Origin of the sequence: Arsenicicoccus sp. UBA6765, assembly GCF_002453335.1 — a bacterium.
In the GTDB taxonomy this organism is placed as follows: domain Bacteria; phylum Actinomycetota; class Actinomycetes; order Actinomycetales; family Dermatophilaceae; genus Arsenicicoccus; species Arsenicicoccus bolidensis.
This window is the reverse complement of the sequence record NZ_DKGR01000020.1, coordinates 1-21015: the sequence shown is the minus strand read 5'-3', so window position 1 is coordinate 21015 and position 21015 is coordinate 1. Positions and strand designations below refer to the sequence as shown.

At 72.1% G+C, this 21015-nt stretch carries 21 protein-coding genes; 9 read left to right on the top strand and 12 right to left on the bottom strand.

What is annotated here, in order from left to right; all coding sequences use genetic code 11:
• Window positions 1-14 precede the first annotated feature (14 nt).
• The 4 genes from B4K29_RS05705 to B4K29_RS05690 all read right to left on the bottom strand — a co-directional run bounded on the left by B4K29_RS05705 (window position 15) and on the right by B4K29_RS05690 (window position 4833).
• Window positions 15-974, bottom strand: coding sequence for an exodeoxyribonuclease III (locus tag B4K29_RS05705; RefSeq protein WP_286966598.1), 960 nt, complete (start codon window positions 972-974; stop codon window positions 15-17).
• Window positions 975-987: 13 nt separating this feature from the next.
• On the bottom strand, window positions 988-2391 hold the full coding sequence (locus tag B4K29_RS05700) for a polysaccharide deacetylase (RefSeq protein WP_286966597.1): 1404 nt from the start codon (window positions 2389-2391) through the stop codon (window positions 988-990).
• A gap of 169 nt (window positions 2392-2560) precedes the next feature.
• On the bottom strand, window positions 2561-3319 hold the full coding sequence (locus tag B4K29_RS05695; protein WP_286966596.1) for a 3-hydroxybutyrate dehydrogenase: 759 nt from the start codon (window positions 3317-3319) through the stop codon (window positions 2561-2563).
• 116 nt (window positions 3320-3435) lie between these two features.
• Entirely contained in the window at window positions 3436-4833 is a 1398-nt protein-coding gene (locus B4K29_RS05690) for a GntP family permease (protein WP_286966595.1), read from the bottom strand.
• 195 nt (window positions 4834-5028) lie between these two features.
• Here B4K29_RS05690 and B4K29_RS05685 point away from each other — a divergent pair, with 195 nt between their 5' ends.
• Together B4K29_RS05685 and B4K29_RS05680 are read left to right on the top strand one after the other, a co-directional pair.
• Window positions 5029-5430 (top strand): hypothetical protein, encoded by a 402-nt coding sequence (locus B4K29_RS05685; protein WP_286966594.1) that lies wholly within the window; start codon window positions 5029-5031, stop codon window positions 5428-5430.
• A gap of 224 nt (window positions 5431-5654) precedes the next feature.
• Entirely contained in the window at window positions 5655-7502 is a 1848-nt protein-coding gene (locus tag B4K29_RS05680) for a choline/carnitine O-acyltransferase (RefSeq protein ID WP_286966593.1), read from the top strand.
• A gap of 17 nt (window positions 7503-7519) precedes the next feature.
• Here the strand turns inward: B4K29_RS05680 and B4K29_RS05675 are convergent, their stop codons facing one another.
• The 5 genes from B4K29_RS05675 to B4K29_RS05655 form a co-directional block, all read right to left on the bottom strand.
• A complete protein-coding gene (locus B4K29_RS05675; protein WP_286958506.1) occupies window positions 7520-9364 on the bottom strand; it encodes an ABC transporter ATP-binding protein in 1845 nt (614 codons plus the stop codon).
• Entirely contained in the window at window positions 9364-10245 is an 882-nt protein-coding gene (locus B4K29_RS05670; protein ID WP_286958509.1) for an ABC transporter permease, read from the bottom strand. Before B4K29_RS05670 ends, B4K29_RS05675 begins: the two co-directional genes overlap by 1 nt.
• Window positions 10242-11315 (bottom strand): ABC transporter permease, encoded by a 1074-nt coding sequence (locus tag B4K29_RS05665; protein ID WP_286966592.1) that lies wholly within the window; start codon window positions 11313-11315, stop codon window positions 10242-10244. Before B4K29_RS05665 ends, B4K29_RS05670 begins: the two co-directional genes overlap by 4 nt.
• A complete protein-coding gene (locus B4K29_RS05660; RefSeq protein WP_286959752.1) occupies window positions 11315-12850 on the bottom strand; it encodes an ABC transporter substrate-binding protein in 1536 nt (511 codons plus the stop codon). The genes B4K29_RS05665 and B4K29_RS05660 overlap by 1 nt, the downstream gene beginning before the upstream one ends.
• A gap of 120 nt (window positions 12851-12970) precedes the next feature.
• The gene (locus B4K29_RS05655) at window positions 12971-13852 is read right to left on the bottom strand and encodes a peptidylprolyl isomerase (RefSeq protein ID WP_286958522.1); all 882 of its coding nucleotides are present in this window, start codon (window positions 13850-13852) and stop codon (window positions 12971-12973) included.
• A gap of 333 nt (window positions 13853-14185) precedes the next feature.
• Here B4K29_RS05655 and B4K29_RS05650 point away from each other — a divergent pair, with 333 nt between their 5' ends.
• From B4K29_RS05650 to B4K29_RS05640, 3 genes are read left to right on the top strand one after another with little or no spacing between them, the layout of a single operon-like run.
• Window positions 14186-14626, top strand: a complete 441-nt coding sequence (locus B4K29_RS05650; RefSeq protein ID WP_286966591.1) for a DUF6069 family protein — start codon at window positions 14186-14188, stop codon at window positions 14624-14626.
• Between the two features lie 22 nt (window positions 14627-14648).
• On the top strand, window positions 14649-15734 hold the full coding sequence (locus B4K29_RS05645; RefSeq protein WP_286959750.1) for a sensor histidine kinase: 1086 nt from the start codon (window positions 14649-14651) through the stop codon (window positions 15732-15734).
• Window positions 15731-16336, top strand: a complete 606-nt coding sequence (locus B4K29_RS05640) for a response regulator transcription factor (RefSeq protein WP_286958534.1) — start codon at window positions 15731-15733, stop codon at window positions 16334-16336. The genes B4K29_RS05645 and B4K29_RS05640 overlap by 4 nt, the downstream gene beginning before the upstream one ends.
• A 149-nt stretch (window positions 16337-16485) precedes the next feature.
• Here the strand turns inward: B4K29_RS05640 and B4K29_RS05635 are convergent, their stop codons facing one another.
• Both B4K29_RS05635 and B4K29_RS05630 read right to left on the bottom strand, forming a co-directional pair.
• On the bottom strand, window positions 16486-17070 hold the full coding sequence (locus B4K29_RS05635; RefSeq protein WP_286959749.1) for a DUF664 domain-containing protein: 585 nt from the start codon (window positions 17068-17070) through the stop codon (window positions 16486-16488).
• Window positions 17067-17714: a GNAT family N-acetyltransferase gene (locus tag B4K29_RS05630; RefSeq protein WP_019286788.1), complete on the bottom strand. Its 648-nt coding sequence runs from the start codon at window positions 17712-17714 to the stop codon at window positions 17067-17069. Before B4K29_RS05630 ends, B4K29_RS05635 begins: the two co-directional genes overlap by 4 nt.
• A gap of 169 nt (window positions 17715-17883) precedes the next feature.
• Between B4K29_RS05630 and B4K29_RS05625 the strand changes: the two genes are divergently transcribed.
• Entirely contained in the window at window positions 17884-18267 is a 384-nt protein-coding gene (locus B4K29_RS05625; RefSeq protein WP_286966590.1) for a hypothetical protein, read from the top strand.
• A 147-nt stretch (window positions 18268-18414) separates the two neighbouring features.
• On the opposite strand, the gene B4K29_RS05620 is transcribed toward B4K29_RS05625, so the two are convergent.
• Window positions 18415-19332 (bottom strand): SDR family oxidoreductase, encoded by a 918-nt coding sequence (locus tag B4K29_RS05620; RefSeq protein ID WP_019286790.1) that lies wholly within the window; start codon window positions 19330-19332, stop codon window positions 18415-18417.
• Between the two features lie 170 nt (window positions 19333-19502).
• On the opposite strand from B4K29_RS05620, the gene B4K29_RS05615 reads away from it, so the two are divergent.
• From B4K29_RS05615 to B4K29_RS05605, 3 genes are all read left to right on the top strand, one after another.
• Window positions 19503-19862, top strand: a complete 360-nt coding sequence (locus B4K29_RS05615; protein ID WP_286958546.1) for a YciI family protein — start codon at window positions 19503-19505, stop codon at window positions 19860-19862.
• Window positions 19862-20209 (top strand): YciI family protein, encoded by a 348-nt coding sequence (locus tag B4K29_RS05610; protein ID WP_019286792.1) that lies wholly within the window; start codon window positions 19862-19864, stop codon window positions 20207-20209. The genes B4K29_RS05615 and B4K29_RS05610 overlap by 1 nt, the downstream gene beginning before the upstream one ends.
• A 6-nt stretch (window positions 20210-20215) precedes the next feature.
• Window positions 20216-21015 (top strand): RNA polymerase sigma factor (locus B4K29_RS05605; protein WP_286966589.1); only part of this gene is annotated, 800 nt, incomplete at its 3' end.

Sequence of the window (21015 nt, the reverse complement as noted above, 5' to 3'; positions counted from 1 at the left end):
CGGCCTTGGTCACATCAGCCTGGGGTGCGAAGGCCGGTCGATGTGACTACCTGGGGTAGGTCGTAGTCGACGACGACCGGGGCGTGGTCGCTGAGGCGCTCGGCCGCCGAGGCCTCGCGGTCCGTCCCGCCCGCGATCGCCGCCTTGGCGAGGCGCGGGGAGGCGAGGTGGTAGTCGATGCGCCAGCCGGTGTCCCGGTCGAAGGCCCCTCCCATCCAGCTCCACCACGAGTAGGGGCCGTCCACGTCCGGGTGCAGCCGGCGCACCACGTCGACCAGCGAGCGCGGCGACAGGATCGACCCGAACCACTCGCGCTCCTCCGGCAGGAATCCCTCAGAACGCTGACTGGTGCGCCAGTTCTTGACGTCCAGCCGGGTGTGGGCGACGTTGAAGTCCCCCATCACGAGGAACTCCCGGCCTTGCGCCGCGGCTGCCCGGCGGGTCGCCGTCAGGTGTCGCGCGAAGCCCCGCAGGAAGCGCATCTTGCGCTCGTACTTCGCTCCCCCGTCGGGCTTCTCGCGCATCCGGCCCGGCTGCTGCAGGTGCGCAGGTAGCCCCCCCTTGGGGAGGTAGAGGGACGCCACCGTGAGCGGCTGGTCCGCGAGATCGACCTCCACGTAACGCCCCTCGGCGGCGAACGCCTTGAGCTCCCGTGCCAGAGACCCGGTCTCGGCGTGCTCGCGCAGCTCGACGTGGCTGTCCCCGGGTGCGCGGACGAGCACGCCCGCACCCCAGCTCCGCACGGCGGCCGGCGCCTCGCGCGTCAGCACGGCCACGCCGTTGCGCCCGGCCGTCTGGCCGGCGTCATACGTCAGGTGGTAGTCCCGGAAGACGCCGTCCGGCAGGAGCGGGACGGGGCACCGGACCTCCTGGAGCGCCACGACGTCGCAGCCGCGCGCGGCGAGCCAGTCGTCGAAGCCACGACGCTGCGTGGCCCGGATCCCGTTGACGTTGAAGGAGGCGATGCGCAGCACCCGCCGATCCTAGTCAGCCGCCGGCGGTGGGTCCGCCGATGGACGGCACGGGCAGGGGCCGCTTCTTGTCGATCGTGGACCTGGTGTCGAAGAACTGGGTGATCGCGGAGCGCTTGCCGTCGAGGGCACGCTGCATCGACAGCCCGTCGACGTTGATTCGGGCCTGACGCAGGGTCGTCGGGCCGAGCTGCACCCAGCTCGGCGAGGTCCCGTCGACGCCGAAGAAGTAGTCGAACTTCTCGGTGCCGCGCAGGAAGGCGACCTTGGGGTTCGCGTCCGAGTAGGGCTTGGCGTCGGAGACGTCGGCGCCGAAGGGATAGATCATCAGGTCGGTGTCGCCGAGGATCGGGCGGACCTCACGGTCCCAGCGGCCCGCGTCGGCCTTGATCTGCCCGAGCCCGCTGCGGGTCATGTTGATGTGGCCCCAGGAGTGCGAGGCGAACTTCCAGCCGTTGGCCTTGATGGCGTCGGCGACGACCTTGGCCTTGGCCTGGGCGTCCTTGGTGGTGGGGTTCGCGCCGTACTTGCGCTCGGAGGTGCGGTAGCCGAGGACGCCGTTGTAGCCGGTCATCGCGATGGACCCCTTGTCGCCGTGGTAGGCGAAGTCCGGGTGCTCGCGCACGAAGTCGTCCAGGATCGGCACGCAGTCGTAGCTGCCCTCGACGGTCTTGCCGGACCGGTCGGTGTAGGTGTTGACGACGCGACCGTCGTCCTTCTTGACCAGGACGTTCGCGAAGCCCTTGCCCATCATGTACTCGTAGTAGCTGAGGTCGTCGAGGGACAGCACCACGGGCTTCTTGCCGGGCGGCAGCATGATCGGCTGGAAGCGCATGACCCCGTCGGGGCCCTTCTTGGCGATGCGCTGCGGGTGCACCAGCACGAAGCCCCGCTCGTGCATCTGCTTGATCTGGGCCTTGAACTCGTCGACCGTCGCCATGTACTGGCTGAACCCGACACCCTCCGAGCCACCGGTGAAGGTCTTGGCGGGGTCCACGGACAGCGAGTGGTAGAAGAGGTGCGGGATCTTGGTGTTGTCGGCCCACCTCACGGCCTTGGCCTTGGCGGCCTGCACCTGGGCGACCTGCGCCTTGGCCTCGTCGGACCCGTCGGCGAACAGCGTCTTGAGGGCGCCGTCGTAGTCGTACTGCGCAGCCTGGACCTTGGCCTTGGCGAGCGCGTCCTGGGTGGGGGTCGGCGTCGGGGTCGAGCCCGCACCCGAGGAACCTGCAGACCCGCCCGACGTCGCACCGTTCGCCCCGCCGGAGCGCGCGGCCTGGCCGCCGCCGTCGTTGCTCCCGGTCGTGCAGGCCGCGAGCAGGACGGCGCTGACGCCGAGCACGACGACCCCGAGCACGGATCCCCCGACCTGACGGCCGCGCCCTCGCTGCACCGTCGTTCCCTGGTCCCCCCGAGACATCCACTTCTCCCTTGCGAATCATTGGCAACTGCACTATTCGCGACGGTACCGCTTCGTAGCGTCACCATCACGTATCTAGGACGCCCCTGACCCCTCCAAGGTTGTGAGGGGTCAGGGGCGTTCTCTGGCGGAGGCGATCGTCTCCCCGCCCGCGGAGCCTCGGCCGGGGTCAGTGGGCGGTCCAGCCCCCGTCCATGGCGTATGACGACCCGCTCATCGAGGCAGCGGACGGACCCGTCAAGAAGGTGACGAGGTCCGCGACCTCCGCCGGCTCGACCAGGCGCTTGACGGCGACCGGCGTCAGCATGATCTGCTCGACGACCTGGTCCTCCGGGATGCCGTGGGTGCGGGCCTGGTCGGCGATCTGCTGCTCCACCAACGGGGTCCGCACGTAGGCCGGGTTGACGGTCACGCTCGTCACGCCGTGCGCGGCGCCCTCCAGGGCCACCGTCTTGCTGAGGCCCTCCATGCCGTGCTTGGCCGTGACGTACGCCGACTTGAAGGCGCTCGCCCGCAGCCCGTGGACGCTCGACACGTTGACGACCCGGCCCCAGCCGCGGGAGTACATGTGGGGCAGCGACTGACGGACGAGATAGAACGGCGCGTGCAGCATGAGCCGCATGATCAGCTCGAACCGCTCGAGCGGGAACTCCTCGATCGGCGAGACGTGCTGGATGCCGGCGTTGTTGACCAGGATGTCGACGTCGTGGGGCAGGGCGGCGAGGCCGTCGAGGTCGGACAGGTCGCAGGGCACGGCCTCGACCCCCTGGACCCGCGCGGCGAGCGCCGCCAGCCCGTCGGCGTCGCGATCCACGGCGAGGACGTGCGCCCCGCTCGCAGCGAGGCTCTCGCAGCAGGCGGCGCCGATGCCGCTGGCGGCCCCGGTGACGAGGGCGCGGCGGCCGGTGTGGTCGATGGTCGGGCTCATGAGGTTCTCCCTGGGCGGATCGGGCGGTGCGAGGTCAGGTCGGGCGGTGCGAGGTCAGGTCGGGTGGTGGGTGTGAGTCGGGCGGGAGGAGCGGCATACGGCCGGGTGCGGCGCGGTCAGACCAGGCCGGTGGCGTAGAAGACGCCGATGACGACGAAGACGGCGACGGTCTTGATGATGGTCATGACGAAGATGTCCTTGTAGGACTCGCGGTGGGTCAGGCCGGTGACGGCGAGCAGCGTGATGACGGCGCCGTTGTGCGGCAGCGTGTCCATGCCGCCGCTCGCCATCGAGGCCACGCGGTGCAGCACCTCCATGGGGATCCCGGAGGCCTGCGCGTTGGCGATGAACTGGTCGGCCATGGCGCCGAGCGCGATGCTCATGCCGCCCGAGGCGGACCCGGTGATGCCGGCGAGCGCGGTCACCGAGATCGCCTCGTTGACCAGGGGGTTCGGGATCGCCTTCAGGCCCTCGGCCACCGTGAGGAAGCCGGCGAGGGAGGCGATGACGGCACCGAAGCCGTACTCGGAGGCGGTGTTCATCGTCGCGAGCAGGGACCCGCTGATGGCGGGCTTGGCGCTCTCGGCGAAGGACGTGACCACGGGCCGCCACGCGAGGACGAAGACGCTGAGGATCCCGACGAGCAGGGCCCCCTCGACGGCCCAGATGGCGGTGCTGGCGGCGACGGGGACGCTGACGGGCTTGGCCGCCCCGACCACCGCCGGGTTGAACGAGACGGACTCGCCGTAGAACCCGGGGATGACCGTGGTGAGGACCTTGTTGACGACGCCGACCAGGACCAGCGGGACGATGGCCAGCAGAGCGTGCGGCAGCCGACCGCCCTCGTATGCCGTGGGCTCGTTGCTGTGCTCCTTGCCGTAGCCCTCGCCGCGTGCTGCGGCGCGCCGGCGCTGCCACTCGAGGTACGCCATGCCGATCGCCAGCACGAACGCGCCCCCGACGAGGCCGAGCACCGGGGCGGCATACGCGTCGGTCTCGAAGAAGGTGGTGGGGATGATGTTCTGGATCTGGGGCGTGCCCGGCAGGGCGTCCATGGTGAAGGTGAACGCGCCGAGCGCGATGGTGGCGGGGATGAGCCGCTTGGGGATGTCGCTCTGGCGGAACATCTCTGCGGCGAAGGGATAGACGGCGAAGACGACGACGAACAGCGAGACGCCGCCATAGGTCAGGATCGCCCCGACCAGGACGATCGAGAGCATGGCCCGCTTGGGCCCGACGATCCGCATGACCGACGTGACGATGGCCTGGGCGAATCCCGAGGTCTCCATGAGCTTGCCGAAGATCGCTCCGAGCAGGAAGACGGGGAAGTAGTTCTTGATGAAGCCGACCATCTTGTCCATGAAGAGGCCGGTGAAGACGGGCGCCACGAGCTGCGGGTCGGTCACCAGCACCGCCGCCATGGCCGCGATGGGGGCGAAGAGGATCACGCTGTGGCCGCGGTAGGCCATGTACATGAGGAAGGCCAGGGCGGCCAGGACGATGATGAGGCTCACGCGTGCTCCGTTGCATAGGGGCGGCGTCACTGCCGCCGAAGGGCTTGTGCCGCGCCCTAGTTGGTCGACGGTGACACACTGTGACCGGGTCCACGCCCGCAGCGGGAACAACGGGGCGTGACTTTTCGTTGACGCTTCAACGAGTACGGTTCGACCCGTGACCCATCTGACCCCGCAGACCCCAGGAGACAACGCATGAGCATCGCCGCAGCCCCCGCCCGCATCGCCACCGGCCTCTTCCTGATCAACTCCGGCCTCGGCAAGCGCAACCTGCCCGAGGAGGCCGCCCAGGGCCTGCGCGACATGGGCGCCGTGGGCGTCCCGCAGCTCAAGGACGTGCCGGCCAAGCAGTTCGGTCAGGCGCTGGCCTACGGCGAGATCGCGCTCGGCGCGGCCCTGCTGCTCCCCGTCGTCCCGGGCTGGCTCGCCGGTGCGGGCCTCGGTGCGTTCAGCGCCGGCCTGCTCAACATGTACCGCCAGACCCCCGGCATGACGATCGACGGCATCCGCCCCACCCAGGAGGGCACGGGCGTGGCCAAGGACGTCTTCATGCTCGGCATCGCCGGCTCCCTGGTCATCGACTCGATCGCCAACTGACCTGGTCCCTCGCGCCTCGCGCCCGTCGACCTGACGGCCCCCTCCACCCGGTGTGGAGGGGGCCGTCGTTCGTCCGCTGCGACAGAGTGGTCGCAGATCCGACGTCTGGGGCGCCCTGGTGTCGGGTCTGTGACCACTCTGTCGTCCGGCAGCATCGCTCCAGGGCCGTATGACGCCGCCGCCCCGCGTCTGACGGTGGCTAGGCTGACGCGCAAGGAGGGTCCATGACCGCTGCGAGCACGCCCACCCCCACGACCTCGAAGACACTGCCGGTGCCCCCGCTGCGCCAGACGCTCGACCGCTATCTCGAGACGGTGGCCGTGCTGCTGTCGCCGGAGGAGCTCGAGGTCACGCGTGGTGCGGTCGAGGCCTTCGCGGCCGGCGACGGGCCGGCCTGCCAGTCCGCCCTCGAGGCCTTCGCGGCCGAGGAGGACGCGCTCGGGCGGAGCTGGCTGTGGGAGGCCTGGCTCGAGGCCTACCACGTGACGCGGGTGGCGCTGCCGCTGTCGAGCAACGTGGGCTTCGAGCTGGCCATGCCGACGACCGGGAGCGGTCTGGACCGCGCGGCCGAGCTGGTGCACCGGATGGCCGCGGCCTACCTCGCGCACCTGCGCGGGGACGCGGGCGCCGACGTCAGCCCGCGCGGCGAGCCGTTGTGCCAGCAGCAGTGGGACCACGTCGAGGGCGGCCTCCGCGACCCGAGGCAGGGCCTGGACGTCTTCCTGCCCGGCCGCCAGGACGCCGCCGACCGCGAGGTCGTGGCCCTGTGGCGCGGGCGCGCGGTGGCGGTGGGCGTGAGCGACACCTCCGGAGAACCGTTGTCGGTCACGGCGATCCGCGCCGGGCTCGACGAGGTCGTGGCGCTGCCGGAGGCCGAGGGGCCAGGGTTCACCGCTGCGGGCTACCTCGCGGGTGACGACGCCGCCGCGATGCTGGCCGAGCTGCAGCAGGACGGCGACAACGCCCACACCTACTCGCGGCTGCGGGAGGCGTTGTTCCTCATCGCCCTCACCGACTCCTCCGCCGAGGCCTCCGAGATCACCGGGTCCACCGAGGTCACCGCGGTCACCAAGGCCTCCAAGGCCTCCAAGGTCACTGAAGCCACCGAAGCCGCAGCGCCGGAGGACGGAGCGGACACGGCGGACCACCTGCGGCAGGTGGCGTTCGCACCCGGTCTGGCCTGGCCGTTCAAGCCGGTCACGCTGCAGGTCGACCTGGCCGACGACTTCACGGGCCTGCACCTCGAGCACAGCACCCTCGACGGGTCCACCCTCGTGGCGATCCTCGGCCGGGCCCAGGACGTGACCCTCGACCAGGGCGGCCTGCACGACGAGCCCGCGTCGACGGAGCCCCTCGCCTGGGTCCTCTCGACCGACCAGCGCACGGCCCTGGAGCAGGGCGTCGGCGACTACGCCCGCGAGGCGGACCGGCAGCGTGTGCGGATCCTGCGCGTGCCGGCCGGCCCGCTGCCCACCCTGCCGGTCAAGGTCTCGATGGACGCCTGCCTGCAGGCCGTCATGCTCTACGCCCAGCTGCGGACCTACGGCCGGGTCCGCTCGACCTACGAGTCCGTGGACATGCGGGAGTACCAGGGCGGCCGCACCGAGTGCCTGCGCCCCAACACCAGGGCGGCCGTCGAGCTGGCGAGCGCCCTCGTCGACGGCACCGCCACCCCGGATCTCCTGCTGGCCCACCTGGACTCGCACCGCACGCAGGTCAAGCGGTGCAAGAGCGGTCAGGGGATCGACCGGCACCTCTTCGGCCTGCGGCTGATGGCGGATCGCCACGGGTATGCCGTGCCGCTGCACGACGACCCGGCATACGGCCGGCTCACCACCGACTTCCTGTCGACGACGTCGCTGGGCGACCCCTCGCGCATCGTGCGGGCGGCCTTCGCGGCGACGAGCGAGGGCGGCATCGGCATCTACTACGTGCCGCTGCCCGACCAAGGAGTCGTGGAGTTCACGCTGAGCTGGATCGACGGTGTCGCGGAGCACGTCGGCGAGCTGGAGCAGGCCCTGGCCGATGGGGTCGCAGCCCTGTGGAGCCTTCTCGAGGACACCGCCGGCTGACGGCCGGGGCGGTCGGCTCAGTCGAAGGCGTTGGCCAGCTGCGGGGTGTGGGCCAGCAGCTCGCGCGTGTAGTCCTCCTGCGGGTGGTCGAGCACCTGCGCCGTGAGGCCCTGCTCGACGACGCGGCCGTCGCTGAGCACGACGATGCGGTCGGCGATCGAGCGCACGAGGGCGAGGTCGTGCGTCACGAACAGCATGGAGATGCCGCGCTCGGCCTTGATCCGGTCGAGCAGCGCCGTGATCGAGCCCTGGATCGACACGTCCAGCGCCGAGGTGATCTCGTCGCACACCAGCACGTCCGGCTCGGCGGCGAGGGCTCGCGCGATCGCGACCCGCTGTCGCTCGCCGCCGGACAGCCGCCCCGCGCGCAGCCTCAGCAGGGAGGGATCGAGCTGGACCTGGTCGAGCAGCTCCGCCGAGCGCTCGCGGGCCGCCCGGCCACGAGCGATCCCGAAGAGCGCGAGCGGGCGGGTGAGGATCTGCTCGACCGTGCGGCGGGGGTTCAGCGACTGGTAGGGGTTCTGGAAGATGTACTGCACCCGCTTGCGCTGCTCCGGGGAGCGCCGCCGCGCCGACGCCACGAGCTGCTCGCCCTCGAGCTCGATCCGGCCGGTCCAGTCCTGGTGCAGGCCGGCGACGCACCGCGACGTGGTGGTCTTGCCGGAGCCGGACTCCCCGACCAGCGCGACGATCTCGCGGCGGGCCAGGTCGAAGCTGACGTCGTGGACGACCTGGGTGCGGCCATAGCTCACGTCCAGCCCCGCGACCTCGAGCACGATCTCGCGCTCCCGGTCGGGGACGGTGTCGCTGACCGCGCGGTCCTCGGGGTCCCACGGTGGCAGCTCGTCGACGCGGATGCAGCGCGCGACGTGGCTCTCGCCGCCCGTCCGCGAGACCTCGACGAGGGCGGGCTGGGTGGCCCGGCACGCCTCGACCGCGTGCTCGCACCGGTCGTTGAAGCGGCACCCGTCGGGCCGTCGCCCCGGTGCGGGAGCGAGGCCGGGGATGCCGCTGAGGGCATAGGGCTTGTGCAGGTGCGGTATGGCGCGCAGCAACGCCCGCGTGTAGGGGTGGGCCGGCTCGGCGAACACCGCACGCGTGGCGCCGACCTCGACGACCTGTCCGGCATACATCACCGCGACGCGGTCGGCGATGGTGGCGACCACCGACAGGTCGTGGGTGACGTAGAGCGCGGCGACGTCGAACCGGCGGCACAGCTCCCCGAGGGTGTCGAGGACCTTGCCCTGGGTCGTGACGTCGAGGCCCGTGGTGGGCTCGTCGAGGACGAGCACCGCCGGGCGCGGCAGGAAGACCATGGCCAGGGCCACCCGTTGCACCTGCCCGCCGGACAGCTGGTGGGGGTAGCGGCGCAGGAAGGCGTCGTCGGCGGGCAGCCCCACCTCGGGCAGGATCTCGCGGACGCGCTCGTCGCGCTCCTGCGGGGTCCCGATCGAGTGCAGGTCCAGCAGCTCGCGCAGCTGCTGCCCGATCCGGATGGCGGGGTTGAGCGCCGAGCTCGGGTCCTGGGGGACGTAGCCGACGTCGAGCCCGCGCACGGCCCGCACCTGCTGCCAGCTCATCGAGCGCAGGTCGTGCCCGGCGACGTCGATGCGGCCGCCGGTGATCTCGGCGCCGGTGCGGGCATAGCCCAGCAGCGCCGTGCCCGTGGTGGTCTTGCCCGAGCCGGACTCGCCGACCAGGCCGAGCACCTCGCCGGCGGACACGACGAGGTCGACGTCCTCGACCACGTCGAGCCCGCGTCCGGTGAGCCCGACGCGCAGGCCCTCGACCACGCAGACGGGGCCCTCGGGGGTGTCGGGGGTGGTGCTCGCCGCGTCTCTCGCGGGTCCGGTGCTGTCCATCACTCCCCCTTGGCGGCCCGGGCGCCCAGCGCGTCCGCGATGAGGTTGGTGCCGATGGTGAAGACCGCGATGATCAGCACCGGCGCGAGCACGCCCCAGGGCTGCACGAGCAGGCCGAGTCGGTTCTCGTTGGTCATCTGCCCCCAGTCGGCGGCGCCGGGGTCGGAGGCGAACCCGAGGAACCCGATGCCGGCGATGAGGCCGATGGAGTAGGTCAGGCGCAGCCCCGCCTCGGCGAGCAGCGGCACGGTGAGGTTGGGGCCGAGCTCGGTCGCCACGATCCGCCAGCGCTTCTCGCCGATGGCCTCCGCGGCCCCGACGAAGTCCTGGTGGACATAGGTCAGGGCGACGCCGCGCGCCACGCGCGCCACCCGGGGGAAGTGCGCGAGGCCGACGAACAGCACGATCACCCACCAGGCCGGCTGCTTGACGGCGGACAGCACGAGCAGCGCCACGAGGATCTGCGGGAACGCCAGGAGGACGTCGTTGGCCCGCATCAGCAGCTCGTCGGCCCAGCCACCCGCGTAGGCGGCGAGGACGCCATACACGACTCCCACCAGCACGCCCAGGACGGTCGCGAGGACCGAGGTGACCAGGATGGCGCGCCCGCCGTGCAGCACCCGGGACAGGACGTCCTGCCCGAGGTAGTCGGTGCCGAGGAAGGAGCCCTGGCGCGTGAACGGCCTTCCCACGATGTCGAACTCGCCGTGCGGGGCGATCCACGGGCCGCACACGCCGAGCAGCACGACGACCAGGGTCAGGATCGTCCCGATGACGACGCGGGGGTCGCGCGCCAGCCCGGCGAGACGCGACCGGGAGCGCGTGCCGGTGCCGGTCTGGCCGCCGGTGCTGGTGCTGCTGCTGCTGCTGCTGCTGCTCATGCGACCATCCCCGTCCGGGCGCGCGGCGTCAGCAGGATCGACAGGGCGTCCGCCACGAGGTTGAGCAGGACGTAGGCCGCGGCGATGAGCATCGCGAGCGCCTGCACCATCGGGTAGTCGGAGTTGCGGACCGAGTCGACGAGGGTCGCGCCGATGCCGGGGAAGTTGAAGAGGTACTCGACCAGGACGACGCCGCCGACCAGCCAGGCCAGCTGCAGCGCGGTGACCTGGACGGTGGGGACCAGGGTGTTGGGCAGGGCGTGGCGGCGCAGCACGCGGTCCTCGGGGATGCCCTTGAGCCGGGCGAGCTCGACGTAGTCCGAGTCGAGGGTCTCGACGAGGTTGGAGCGCAGGATGCGGATCAGGTAGGGGACGACGGCGACGACGAGGGTGGCCACGGGCAGGACCAGCGACGCGGGACGCTCCCAGACCATCGCCCCGGCGGGCAGGACCGTGACGGCGGGCAGGACGTGGAAGACGCTGGTGGACAGCAGCGCCACGAGCAGGATGCCCGTCACGAACTCCGGCACGCCCGCGAGCGCGAGGGTGATGACCTGCAGGACGTTGTCGACGGCGCGGCCGCGGTGCCGCGCGGCCAGGACCGCGAGACCGAGCGAGAGCGGCACCATCACGAGGGCGACCACGAGGACGAGGAAGGCGCTGTTGGCGACCTTGTCGGCGAGGAGCTGGCCGACCGGTTGCTGGCTGGCGATGCTGGTGCCGAGGTCGCCGCGGAGCAGCCCGCCGAGCCAGGTGAGGTAGCGCTCGGGCAGCGACTGGTCCAGGTGCAGCGTCTCGCGGATCTGGGCGACGCGCTCGGGGCTGACGGCATAGTCCTTGCCAAGGATCGCGCGGACCGGGTCGCCGAGGGCGGTGGTCGCGAGGAAGACGATGACCGAGACGACCCAGAGGCTGGCGAGGGCGAGCAGGACCCGGCGGACGAGCCAGCGGGTCCAGGCCCGGACCGGCGAGCGGCGGCTCGAGGCGGCGGCGCTCTCGCTCGACGCCGACGCGGACGGGGCGGTGTGCTCGGTGCGCGGGGTGTGCGGGGTGTGCGGGGTGGCTCCCATCAGCTCCCCTTCAGCGTGATCGTGTTGAACCGGAATGCCGAGACGGGTTGCTCGCGAGCCGGCTGCAGGCCGGTGACCTGGTGGCTGTAGCCGTCGACCTGGTTGGCGAACGCCCAGATGATCAGGCCGCCCTCCTCGTGCTCGATCCGCTGCGCGTCCTGCACGAGCGTGCGGCGCCGCGCGGGGTCGGTGGTGCGGCGGGCCGAGGTGATCAGCTCGGTGAACTGCGGGTGGTTGAAGTGGGTCTCGTTGTAGGCCGAGGTCTTGAGCGCGCACGCGATCGCCTGCGGGAGGTAGAGGCGGGTCGACCAGAAGTCCTGGGCGAACACCCAGGACAGGTAGCGCTCGCCATAGAAGGCGCCGGCGTCGGCCTTGGTGACGCGCACCTGGACGCCCGCCTTGGCGGCCTGCTGGACGAAGAGGTTGGCGGACTCGACGCCGCCGGTGCCGACGGCGGTGGAGGTGACCAGCTCGACCTGCAGGTCCTCCTGGCCGGCGGCCTTGAGCAGGTGCCTGGCCTGGGCGATGTCCTGGTGCCGCTGCGGCAGCGCGCCGCCGAGGTAGTCCGGGTCGAACGGGCCGTAGAGGTCGTTGCCGGGCCGCCCGAAGCCGCTCAGCGCCTGGTCGATCATCTGCTGGCGGTCCACGATGAGGCGCATCGCCTGACGGACCCGGTTGTCGGAGAACGGCTTGGCGTCGACCCGCATCGTGAACGGCACCCAGCCGCCCGTCTCGGAGACGAGGGTGTGGGCGCCCTGCCGCTCGATCGCCCCCGCGAGGTAGGCCGGGAGGTTGTCGATGGTGTGGACCTGGCCGGCGAGCAGCGCCGAGACCTTGGCGGCGTCGTCGGTGAAGTCGATGATCACGAGCGAGTCGACGCTGGCCTTGCGGTCCCAGTAGCCGTCGTGGCGAAGGAATCTCGAGCGCTGCCCCGGCACGAAGGACTCGTAGCGGAAGGGGCCCGTGCCGATCGGACGGGCCAGGTCGAAGTCCTGGGGGACGATGCCCATCGTGTAGGCCGCGAGCAGCTGGTCCATGATCCCGTAGGGCTGCTTGAGGACGAGCTGGTAGGTGCGCGGGTCGACCGCCCGGCTCGCCGCGAAGTCGATGAGCGGGGCGACGTCGCTGAGCAGGGCGGTGGGGTTCTTGGGGTCGCCCATCCGCTCGAGCGAGGCCTTGACGTCCGTGGCGGTGAGGGGCCGCCCGTCGTGGAAGGTCACCCCCTCGCGCAGGTGGAAGGTCCAGCGGGTGGCGTCGGTGTTGTGCTCCACGCTCTCGGCCAGGCACGGCTCGATGCGGTAGTCCGGGGTGAACCGCAGCAGCGGCTCGAACAGGCTGCGCACCCGCGCGATGTCCGGCATCGTCACCGGGAAGTGCGGGTCGACGGTGTCCTTGAGCCCACCGCCGGTGGCGCCGTGGATCAGCTCGGAGGTGACCGAGTCGGGGGCGGGCGAGCACGCGGCGAGGGCGGCTCCCGCGGTCAGTCCCGCGCCGAGCCGAAGCACCTCCCTGCGACTGATCGCCTTGCCTGCCATAGCCGTTCCCTCTCCTCTGAGGTCCTGCCACAGTACCGAGGGGGACGCGCGGGCGTTCGGCGGGCGCAACGCTTGGCGGATCGGGCGCGGGGCCGCGGGAGATGCCCGACGTGCTCTCCCTCAGCGGGTGGCGCCGACCCCGGTGCGCTTCTCGCGCTCGATGACCGTGGTGAGCGCCGGGGCACCGTCCTGGGGCGTGCCCTCGGTGCCGGGGTCGATCCCGCCGGCGGCGATCTGGTCGAGGACCTGCATGCCCTCCTCGGTCACGTGGCCGAAGACGGTGTAGTCCGGTCGCAGCCGCGAGCCCTCGTAGACGAGGAAGAACTGGCTGCCGTTGGTGTCCGGGCCGCCGTTGGCCATGGCGAGGGTGCCGCGGGGATAGAGCTTGCGGCTGCCGTCGGGGAAGCCCGGCCAGTTGGTCAGAGCCTGGGCCGTGGTCAGCTCGTCCTTGAACGAGTAGCCGGGGTCGCCCCAGCCCGTCCCGAGCGGGTCACCGCACTGCAGGACCGACAGCGCCGCCGGGGGCGTGTGGTAGGCCGTGAGCCGGTGGCAGGTCGTGCCGTCGTAGAACTTCTGGCGGGTGAGGAACAGGAAGCTCTGCACGGTGCAGGGGGCTCCGGCCTTGTCGAGGACCAGGGGTATGTCGCCCCGGTTGGTCTGCAGGACGACGGCGGCCTTGCCGTGGGTCTGGGCCTTCTTGGGGTCGGGCGGCAGCCCCACCCACGTGGAGTAGGTGCGGTCCTCGAGCGGGGTGAAGCCGCACGCGCCGGTCGTGGGGCCTCCGGGCGGTGCGGGCCTGGCGGCTGCCGAGGCGGTCGCCGACGAGCCGGGGGCCGGCACGGCCGTGGCGCTCGGTGCCGCGGCGAGGGCGGTGGTCGCGGCCAGCGCCACGACGGCCGCTGCGGCACGCGTCGCTCGCGCGGGTCCGGTGGATCGCGTGGACCGGGCAGACCGGGTGGCGCTGTCAGGATGGATGAACCAGGCAGAACGGATGGACGTCATCGTCGGATCCCTTCGGGGGGTGGGGGTCACGGCTGGTCGAGCCGTGGCTCGTCAATCTAGACGCCGACCGCCCGCTCGGCAGGAGATGGGTGGGCCCTGGCAGATCGGTGGGCCCTGGCAGATCGGTGCAGGTCCGGTGTCAGATCTGACGTACGACCTGCACCGGTCCTGGCGGGCCCACGCGGGCGCCTCGCGCAGCAGGTCCGCCGTGCTCGGCAGGACATCTGTCCTGCCAGGCGTGCCCCCGCCGTCCCTGCCCCCGCCCGACCCCGGCTCCTAGCGTCGATGACATGGCCTCCGACGGCCACCACCCACGACCCGCAGGAGCACCCCATGACACGCACCGCTTCGCTCGCCACCCATCCCCTCCCGACGCACCGCACGACCCGCGCGCCGTGGACGGCCGACCTCGCGGGGACGGGGGCCGCTGTCGTCTGCGCCCTCGTGACCTGGGCCTGCGCGGTTCCCCTGGTCGGCGTCGACCTGACCGTCCTGGCCGGCGGGCAGACCCGACAGGTCGGCCCGCTCGACGTCGTGGTGGCCGCCGCCGTCAGCGCGGCTGCCGGGTTCCTCACGCTGCGGCTGCTCGAGCGCCTCACCCGCACCCGCCGGGCCCTGCGGATCTGGCTGGTGACCGCCACCGTCGTGGCGCTGGTCTCGCTGCTGGGGACGACGGCCGGGGTCAGCTGGGGGGCGACCATGACGCTGGTCTCGCTGCACTCGGTGGTGGCGGCGGTCGTCATCGCGGCCGGCTGGCGCTCCCGGACGTGCTGAGCACCGGCGTACGGTGAGTCTCATGCGGGTGCGCAGCACCGTCACCCAGCGGCACGCCGCCGTCCTGGTGTGGGTCCCCGTGCTCCTGGCGCAGCTCGTCGTGTCGCGACCGGCGGGGTCGGCGGCCTACCTCAGCCTCGCGCTGGGCCTCGTCGCGGCGGTCACCTGCGTCACGGCGGTGCTGCTCAGCTGGCCGACCCCCACGTGGCGCTCGACGCTCGCCCTCCTCGCGCTGGCCGTCGTCGTCCTCGGATCGACGCTGGCCTGGCCGGGGTGGGAGCCCGCGTGGCTGCTGGTGGCCATGACCGCCGGAGTAGCGCTGCGGGGTCGTCACGGGCTTGTCGCCATACCGGCCTGCGCGGTCGCCGCCGGGGTGACCATGTCCCAGGTCTCGGGGGTCGACGACGCGACGGTGCCGCAGGCGTTCGTCGTCGCCCTGGCCGGCACCACCGCCGCCGCGCTGAGCCGGCTCGTGGCCACGGCCGAGGCGCTGCGGCGCACCCGCGAGCAGCTGGCCGTCAGCGCGGTCGGCGCCGAGCGGGAGCGCGTCGCGCGAGACCTGCACGACGTCCTCGGCCACACCCTGTCGCTCATGGTCGTCAAGGCCGCGGCGGTCCGTCGGCTCGCCCCGACCGACCCGGCAGCGGCCGCGAGCCACGCCGAGGGCATCGAGCGCATCGGGCGGACGGCGATGAGCCAGGTCCGCGACACCATCCACGACGCCCAGGCGCCCACCCTGGAGGAGCAGCTCGGCGCTGCCCGCGACGCCCTGTCCGCGGCCGACGTGGTGACCAGCATCCGCATCGAGTCCCCACCGGTCGGCGTGGCCGACGAGCTGCTGGCCTGGACGCTGCGCGAGGGGGTCACCAATGTCCTGCGCCACGCCTGCGCCGACCACTGCTGGTTGACCCTCGCGCACGCCGGGGGCGCCCACCGGCTGACCGTCTGCGACGACGGCGTCGGGTCGCGTGGCCGTCCCCTTGGGCAGGGCGGGCTGGAGGGCCTGCGCGTGCGCCTGGAGTCCGCCGGCGGAGGTATGACGACCCGCGGCACCCCCGAGGGGTTCACCCTCACCGCCTGGGTCCCCGACGAGCAGGGGGAGGCATGATCCGTCTCCTGCTGGCCGAGGACCAGGCGATGATGCGCAGCGCGCTGGCCCTGCTCCTGAACCTCGAGGACGACATGGAGGTGGTCGCCGAGGTGGGTGACGCCGAGTCGCTCCTCGCGGTGGCGTCCCGGTCACGCCCGGACGTCGCGCTGATCGACATCGAGCTCCCCGGGCGCAGCGGGCTCGACGTCGCAGCCGAGCTGGTGACGGTGCTGCCGGGGTGCGCGATCGTGATCGTCACGACCTTCGCCCGCCCCGGCTACGTGCAGCGCGCGATGGCGGTGGGGGCGCGGGGCTTCGTCGCCAAGGACGGGCCGGTCGAGGCGCTGGTCGACGCCATCCGCCAGGTCGTCGCCGGAGCCACGGTCATCGACCCGGAGCTCGCCCGGCACGCGCTGCGCAGCGGCGCCAGCCCCCTCACCGAGCGCGAACGGGCCGTGCTGGTGGAGGCGGAGCACGGTGGCTCGACCTCCGACATCGCCGGCCGGCTGCACCTGTCGCGGAGCACGGTGCGCAACTACCTGTCCAGCGCGATCGGCAAGACGGCGACGCGCACCAGGACCGAAGCCGCGCGCGTGGCCCGCCGCAACGGCTGGCTCTGACCGGCTCGGGCGGACACGTGGAGATGGGTGGGCCCTGGCAGTTCGGTGGGCCCTGGCAGATGGGTGAGCCCTGGCAGATCGGTGCAGGTCCGGTGTCAGATCTGACGTACGACCTGCACCGATCCGCGCGGGCCCACGCGCACCGGCGGTCAGAGGGCGGGCCTCAGAGCGGGCCACGCCCAGTCGCCGGGCGGGTCCTCGCCGACGCGGCCGTCGATCGCCTCGCGCAGCAGATCGGCGTGGCCGGTGTGGCGGCCGTACTCCTCGACCAGGTCGCACACGAATCGCCGGATGCTGGGCCGCAGCCCGTCGGGCTGCAGGTGCGCGGGCTCGTCGAGACGCCCCTGCGCCACGATCTCGGCGAGCCGCGTGCGCGAGCGGGCGACGGCCTCGTCATACAGGGCGTAGATCTCCTCGGCCGTCTTCCCCTCCCCCACGGTGAACTGCCACACGTCCACGTCCACGTCCTCGCCCTGGGGCACCCGCGTCCTGGTGACGGGCCGCTCGCCGGCGATGGCCCAGCACAGGACATCGTCCTCCACGAGGGCGAGGTGCTTGAGCAGCCCGCCCATCGTGAGGGTCGAGGACGGTATGCCGGACCGGAGCTGGGCCAGGTCGAGGCCGTCCGCCTTCCAGCGGAACGTCGCGCGCAGGCGGTCCAGCATGCCGACGAGGTGCTCGGCCTCGTCGCCGGCGATCGGGGGCTCCCAGGGCGGGAGGTCGGTGGTGGTCATGGCGTCTCCTTCGGTGGGTGGACTCGCGCGGCCTGCGCGGATGGTGCGGGTATGCCGTGGACGGGGGTGGCAGGGGTCGCGTGGGCAGGGGCGACGGTGCGGCTGAGGATCCAGGCGTGCTTGCCGACCTGGCGCACGCGCTGGAAGTCGTGGTCCTCGTAGAGCTCGGCCGTGGCGCTGAACAGGAACCGTCCCTGGGCCTGCCGCCCCACGGTGGTCTCGCTGATCGCCTCCACGAGGCCACCTCCTGCGGCGGCGATGAGCTCGAGCGCGCCGCTGAGGGCGAGCCGGGCGATCCCCTGCCCGCGGTGGCGGCGGTCGACGTAGATGCAGGTGATGCGCCAGTCCGGCTCGGGCGGCGGGTCCTGGTCGTAGGCCCGCTTGTGCTTGATGCCGGCGAGCTCGTCGGGGTCGCCGTACTGCGCCCAGCCCTGCGCGAGCCCGTCCTCGTCGATCACGAGCGCGGCGTGCGCGCCGTCCGTCATGACGCGCTCGCGCTTGGCGGCGCGGTGGTCGATGCGCTGCCCGCACTCGGGGTGGAAGCCGATGCACCAGCAGCCGCCATACACCCCGTTGTTGCGCTCGACGAGCTCGGCGAACGGCTCCCAGGTGTCCGGTCCGAGAGGGACCACGCGATAGCTCATGGCCCCGACGCTAGGGCCCGTTGCGGACGATCCGCGTCCTGACGCTCATCCTCACGATGATCGGGGCGGGGGGCCGCAAGGGCCGCCAGGCGCGGCCGGCGAACTAGGCTCGAGGAACGTCATGGCGGACGAGCATCCGGCTCGGCGCCCAGTCCACCGGGAGGCCCCCATGTCCGAGAGCTTTCAGCCAGGTCACGAGCACGTCGAGAGCCGCGACGCGATCGTCACGCTCAGCACCCCCATGCTCGAGCAGCTCGACGACCGGCAGCGCCGCATCCTGGTCAACGACCTGGTCGAGCTGTCCCAGTCCGGGCGGGACCACCACGCGGTGTCGGAGATGCTCGGCGAGCGCCTGACCAAGCTCGGCATCGAGCAGCCCAAGCACGTCGTCGACCGCCTCTCGGAGAACATCGCGAAGGCCAGCAACCTCACCATCTCCCTCGACGACGGCACCGTGCTGCACGGCGACCCGAGCTGGACCCCGGCGACGCACGACACCGACGTCCAGGGCACCGAGGACCCGGCGGACGGGGACCGCCCCACCTACAGCTGACGTCAGAGGTCGGGGAGCCGACGACCGACGTCCAGCGCCCCAGAGCGCCTGCCCCAGAGCGCCTGCCCCAGAGCACAAAGATCGTGAGGGTTTGGTCCAAGGAAATTGGACCAAACCCTCACGATCTTGGGTGAACGCAGGGCGCGATCAGGGGGTCGGCATACCGCCGTTGACGTTGAGCGTCTCGCCGATCACGTAGCTCGACTCGGGCGAGGCGAGGAAGACGTAGGCGGGGGCGAGCTCGGTCGGCTGGCCGGCGCGGCCGAGGGCGGTCGACTTGCCGAACTCCGGCAGGTCGTCGGGGAGCTGGCCGCCGGACGGCTGCAGCGGGGTCCAGATCGGGCCCGGGGCCACCGCGTTGACACGAATCCCCTTGGGCGCCAGCTGCTCCGCCAGGCCCTTCGTGAAGTTGTTGATCGCGGCCTTGGTCGACGCGTAGTCGATCAGCGTCGCCGACGGCGAGTAGGCCTGGATCGACGTGGTGTTGATGATCGTCGCGCCCGGCTCGAGGTGCGGCAGGGCGGCGCGCACGAGGCGGAACATCGCGAGGATGTTGATGTCGTAGGTCGCCTCGAGCTGCTCGTCGTCGATGTCGTCGAAGGACTCCGTGGCGACCTGCTTGCCGCCGTTGTTGACCAGGATGTCCAGACCACCCAGGGTCTTGACGGCCTCGTCGACCAGGGTCTTGGCAAAGGCCTTGTCGCGCAGGTCACCCGGGACGGTGCCGACGGTGCGGCCCTCGGCCTCGATGATCGCGGCGACCTTCTTGGCGTCCTTCTCCTCCTCGGGGAGGTAGGTGATGACGACGTCGGCGCCCTCGCGGGCGTAGGCGATCGCGGTGGCCGCGCCGATGCCGGAGTCGCCACCGGTGATGAGCGCCTTGCGACCCTCGAGCCGACCGGTGCCGCGGTAGGACTTCTCGCCCAGGTCCGCCTTGGGCGTCATCTCGGCGTCCAGACCGGTGCCGGGCAGCGCCTCGGCGGGCGGCGTGATCGAGGGGTACCGCTTCACGGGGTCCTGCAGCGTCAGCTGGTCCACGGTGGTGGTGTTGGTGTCGTCGGACATGTGACTCTCCTTCGATGGTGGGCTTGTTCGTGCACCTACCCGGCAGGGAGGGGGTCTCACACGAGCGCCTCGCCGTCATTTCCCTCCCCTCAGCTGTCGATCTCGTGGGGGCCCGCGCGTCACAGTGGTGAGGTCGCACCCGCGGCCCGCAACCCGGATGGGAGATGACCATGGCTGACTACACCGTGCTGATCGTGGGAGACGCCGACCGTTGGTGGACCTCGATGAGCCTGGCGGAGCGCAAGGACGGCTACGCGCAGTACGAGAGGTTCGGCGAGGCCCTCGCCGCGGGCGGCCACCGCGTCGTGGGTGGTGCGGAGCTGACCCGTTCGTCGCAGTCGAGGTCGATCCCTGCGGGCGGCGGGCCCGTGACCGAGGGGCCCTACGCCGAGACGGCCGAGCAGGTCGGGGGCTACTACCAGATCGAGACGGACGACCTGGACGGCCTGCTCGAGTGCTGCCAGATCATCGCCGAGACGGGCGACGGCGTCGAGGTCCGCCCCAACGTCGATCCCGCGGATCGCCCGTAGTGACGCGCTATCTCGTGCTTCTCGCCTACGACCCGCGCACCTGGGAGTCGGCGACGGCGGAGGAGCAGCAGGAGTATGTCGACGCGCACGCCGCCTTCGAGGCCGCCGTCGACGCGCGCGGCCGCCGCCTCGGCTCGGCGCCCCTCGCGGGGGCAGACACCGCAACGACGGTGCGCCACGAGGGCGGCGAGGTCGTGGTGACGGACGGTCCGTTCGCGGAGACGGCCGAGATGATCGCCGGCTACTACGACGTCGAGCTGCCCGACCTGGACGCAGCGGTGGCGGTGGCGCGGCTGCTGCCGGCGACCTACACCGTCGAGATCCGTCCGACGATCGAGCTCGGCTGAGGCGCCGTGACCGGCGAACCTGACGCGTCGCTCGCGCTGCTCGGGTCCGTCGTGCGCGAGGAGTGGGGACGCCTGACGTCCCTGCTCCTCGCGCGCTTCCGCCGGCTCGACCTGGTCGAGGACGCCCTGGCCGACGCCGTCGAGGCCGCCGCGCGACGGTGGCCCGTGGACGGAGTCCCGGACAGCCCGGTGGCCTGGCTCCACACCGCGGCCGCGCGGCGGGTGCTCGACCGGCTGCGCGCCGAGGCCATGCAGCACCGCCGTATGCCGTTGCTGGTCAGCGACATCCAGCGCACCGCAGGGAGCGGAGGCGCCATGGCCGACCCCGGGGGTCTGGTGGAGGACGACCTCCTGAGGCTCGTCCTCATGTGCACCCACCCCGCGCTGGCGCCGGAGGCCGCGAGCGCCCTCGCCCTGCGTCTGGTGGTGGGGGTCAGCACGCCCGACATCGCCCGGCTGTTCCTGGTGCCCGAGGCCACGATGGCGGCCCGGCTGACGCGGGCCAAGAAGAAGGTCGTGGCGGCCGGCATCCCCTTCGCCGTGCCGGGTGCCGCCGAGCTGCCGGGCCGGCTGTCGACGGTCGCGCAGACGGTCTACCTCGCGTTCACCGCCGGGTATGCCCCGGGCAGCGGGCCTGACCCGGTGCGCGCCGAGCTGGCCGGCGAGGCGATCCGCCTGGTCCGTGCGGTGCGGGCGCTGACGCCCGGGGACCCCACCCTCACGGCCTTGCTCGCCCTGGTGCTGCTGCAGCACTCGCGCCGGGACGCCCGCACGGACGACGCCGGGCGGCTAGGGCGTGTCTCTTA